Genomic DNA, 3293 nt, shown 5'->3' on the forward strand with positions numbered 1-3293 from the left:
TTTATTAATTTTTTGTATTGACGTCTTTCAAAATGGCATATAACGTCCCGCCGCCTCATGCCGTTGCGAACTTTGGACCCGATTATTTTCCACCAAATATAAATAAACTTGCGGAACGAAAGCGTCAATTTAGGAGAAAATTCGCAATGGCTTGAGACGGCTGTTATAGGGCGGTTGAATATTTTGAAGTCTCTATTTTTCAGATTTTGCCTTTCAAGTTACGCTTTTCGGTTTCCACTTTCAAGTTTCCACTTTCAAGTTTCTGCTTTTCAGTTTCTGCTTTTCAGTTTCTGCTTTTCGGTTTCTGATTTCAAGCTTCATTTTTCAAATTCCACCATTCAGATTCCACTTTTCGGTTTCTGCTTTTCAGATTCTGCTTTTCAAGTTTCGCTTTTCGGTTTCCACTTTCAAGTTTCTGCTTTTCAGATTTTGCTTTTCAAGTTTCGCTTTCAAGTTCCTACTTTCAAAAACTCTAGCGGAAGATTAATTTATTTCTAATTCTTAATGTCTGCGTAAATTCGCAACTGCCCTATAACGTTCCGCCGCTTCTCGTCAGTTGCGAACTTCGGAACTTTATATTTTCTGTTAAAGATAAAAATTCTTGCGAAACGCAAACGTGAACTTACCACAAAATTCGCAATTGCGAGAAACGGCTGTTATGCAACGTTATTATTTTGTCAAACTTCCGTCTGGATATTTATAAAATGCTTCATCAAGTTTATTCAATTCAGCACTTATCTTTTCATCATACAATTCTTCAACTTCTCTTTTTCGCAACTTTTCTAAAAACTCATTTTCCGGAATATCATTCGGATTGATTAAGGTAATGGCATTTTCAAGAAGTTTGGCGGTTTTTGCTTTTCCATTTTCCTTTAACGCTTTCAGCGTTTCATAACAGTTTTGACTGCTTGAATTTATAAAGTATTGATTGAAGCCGCCATTATTAACTTCCATTTCTAATTCATCAATATTTGCTTTTGGAGTCACTTTCTCAACTTCGGTTCCTTTCAGTTCCTTTTTTAAATTTTCATAAGTGTCAACTTTTGCATTTTCTGATGAACTTTTTTGAGCGCAACTAGAGAAAACGAATATTAAAAGTAGAATTTGAATTTTAAGAAATTTGTCCATTGAAAAGCAGGGTTAAATAATGTTGCATAACGTTTTGCCGCTTGGCGCTGTTGCGGATTTTCAGCACCAAACTCTCACAAATATAAACAAATTTTTAATTCAAGACTTAAGCTTCATAAAATCACCGAAACCGCAATGGCGCCAAACGGCTGTTAGTAGTTCGGCGGTTTTAGAAATTCCGCTAAACGAATTTAGAATTCCATAATCAGTTTCCATTTACGTCTTTAAGTTTCATTTCGAAGTTCTGATTCACAGTTTTGTTTCAAAGTTTTGTTTCAAAGTTCCGTTTCAAAGTTTTTCTTCAAATTTTTTCTTCAAAGTTCCGCTTCAAATTTTTTCTTCAAAGTTCCGCTTCAAAATTCCGTTTCAAAGTTTTTTTTTAAAAGTTTCATTTCAAAGTTCTGATTCCAAGTTCTACTATAAATAATTAATAAGTTTTGGTTTAAATAATTTTTGATAGCAACAATTAATTACGTCTTGCGGAAGACAAATGTGAAGTTTAATTGATATGACCTGCGTAATTTCTGCCGCTGACTACTAACGTTCCCGCGCTACAAGCAGTTTGGGACTAAATTAAGCCCATTATTCGGATTTGCCAAATCATCCAAATACAAAACCATTTTCAAATTAAGCCAGATCCCCAAATTGCTTGTAGCGTGTGTTAGCAGTGGTTCTTTTCTTTTTGCTTAGTTTATCTCTTTTTATAATCAATTTTTCATAATCAAAATATGATTTTATTTCTTGAATTAAGAGTTTATTAATATTTAAGATTTCGTTTATACTAATTTCATTCTCTCTTAAAAAACTTAAATCTTCTAAAATTATTTGTTGATTCTTTAAAACTGTATTTTCTACTTTCAAACCAATCCATAAGTTTTCTTTAAATTCTCTTTGAACAGATTTTAACAAAACAAATTTATCGTGAAATGTTGTAATTGCATCATAATGCTCAATCAACATAAAAATTGCATTTAGTTTATGATGTTCTTTTTTTGATAATTTGTCTCCAAAGGCTAAAGTTTTTTCATCAAGATTTTCGATGTTTATATTTTTCAAAGCAATTTTAATTCTATAAATAGTAAATAAAATATTTTGAAAATTTAGTAATATTCCGAAAGCATATAATGGATGAATAGTTTGTTTATTTTTGGAATAGTCTTCTTCAAATGTTTTGATAATATCGTCAAAAGTTAAACTTAAATCATCTAAATTTTCAGCATCTACTATTTTCTTATATGAAAATTGGTCGTACGTTAAAAGATTATAAACTATTCCAATTTTCTTTTTTATGTACAAATGAAAACCAAATTTTGTTTTATTTTCTTCATATTTCTTCTGAAAATATGGGATAAAAACGGCTGAAATTAATGTGAGAACGGCAATCAATAAAAACCATATATTCCAATCAATTTTATCACTTTCTTCAATGATTTTCACTTTAATTGGTTCAGAAATTTTAATTGAATTTATATTTTTTTGAATTATTTCTTTCATTGTGATATATTTCTTTTAGAATTCTGGTGAGGCAAAATCACTGCTAACGTTCTGGCGCTTGGCGAGGTTGCGAACTTCGTAACCGTTTATTTTCCACTAAAGATAAAATTTCTTGCGGAACGCAAACGTGAACTTACAACAAAATTCGCAATCTTGCCAAACGCCTGTTAGCAGTAGCCTTTTTTAATACGTTGGTATTTCTTTCCAAACTTCTTCTTGAATGTTTTTTATCATTTTCCATTTTGGAAATTCCATTTTTGTTATTGAATCTAATTTTTTGCTTTTATAAAAATTTAAGCAATGATTAAATATTCTTTTTCCAGTGATGTGTTCAGGAACTTTCTCTATTGATTCAAGCGAATCTTTTTTCATTAGATTAACTTCTTTCTGAATAATTGGTTTTAATGTAGGATCGAAAATTGCAATTCCAACTCCATTATAATATGATTTGTCATTTTTTAATATGAATTTATTTATGTTTTCATCATCATATCCTTCTAATAAACACAAACAAAAAGCTCGCTCTTTAAATTCGTTTTTCCAATTGTTAAAACCCCATGATTTTCTCTCTTTTCTGATTATTTTATTTTGTTGACTACAACCAAACAATAATATGGAAAGGAGCAAAGTGTTTATAAATCTCATGTTTTCTTTTTTTGGCAAGGTTACTG

General features: G+C 30.4%; 3 protein-coding genes. All 3 read right to left on the reverse strand.

The window, feature by feature from the left end:
• Nucleotides 1–669: 669 nt before the first annotated feature.
• Nucleotides 670–1128: a DMP19 family protein gene (locus tag L1S34_RS14635; RefSeq protein WP_236364816.1), complete on the reverse strand. Its 459-nt coding sequence runs from the start codon at nt 1126–1128 to the stop codon at nt 670–672.
• A 627-nt stretch (nt 1129–1755) separates the two neighbouring features.
• Nucleotides 1756–2622 carry a hypothetical protein gene (locus L1S34_RS14640; RefSeq protein ID WP_236364818.1) on the reverse strand — a complete coding sequence of 289 codons (867 nt, stop codon included), beginning with the start codon at nt 2620–2622 and terminating at the stop codon, nt 1756–1758.
• A 183-nt stretch (nt 2623–2805) separates the two neighbouring features.
• On the reverse strand, nt 2806–3293 hold a 488-nt coding region (locus L1S34_RS14645; protein ID WP_236364820.1), incomplete at its 5' end, for a hypothetical protein.

The organism is Flavobacterium sp. K77 (assembly GCF_021608205.1).
Lineage (GTDB): Bacteria > Bacteroidota > Bacteroidia > Flavobacteriales > Flavobacteriaceae > Flavobacterium > Flavobacterium turcicum.

What these genes read in the sequence shown, in the direction of transcription:
- L1S34_RS14635 (WP_236364816.1), bottom strand. Translation starts at nt 1,128, where the DNA reads ATGGACAAATTTCTTAAAATTCAAATTCTACTTTTAATATTCGTTTTC.
- L1S34_RS14640 (WP_236364818.1), bottom strand. Translation starts at nt 2,622, where the DNA reads ATGAAAGAAATAATTCAAAAAAATATAAATTCAATTAAAATTTCTGAA.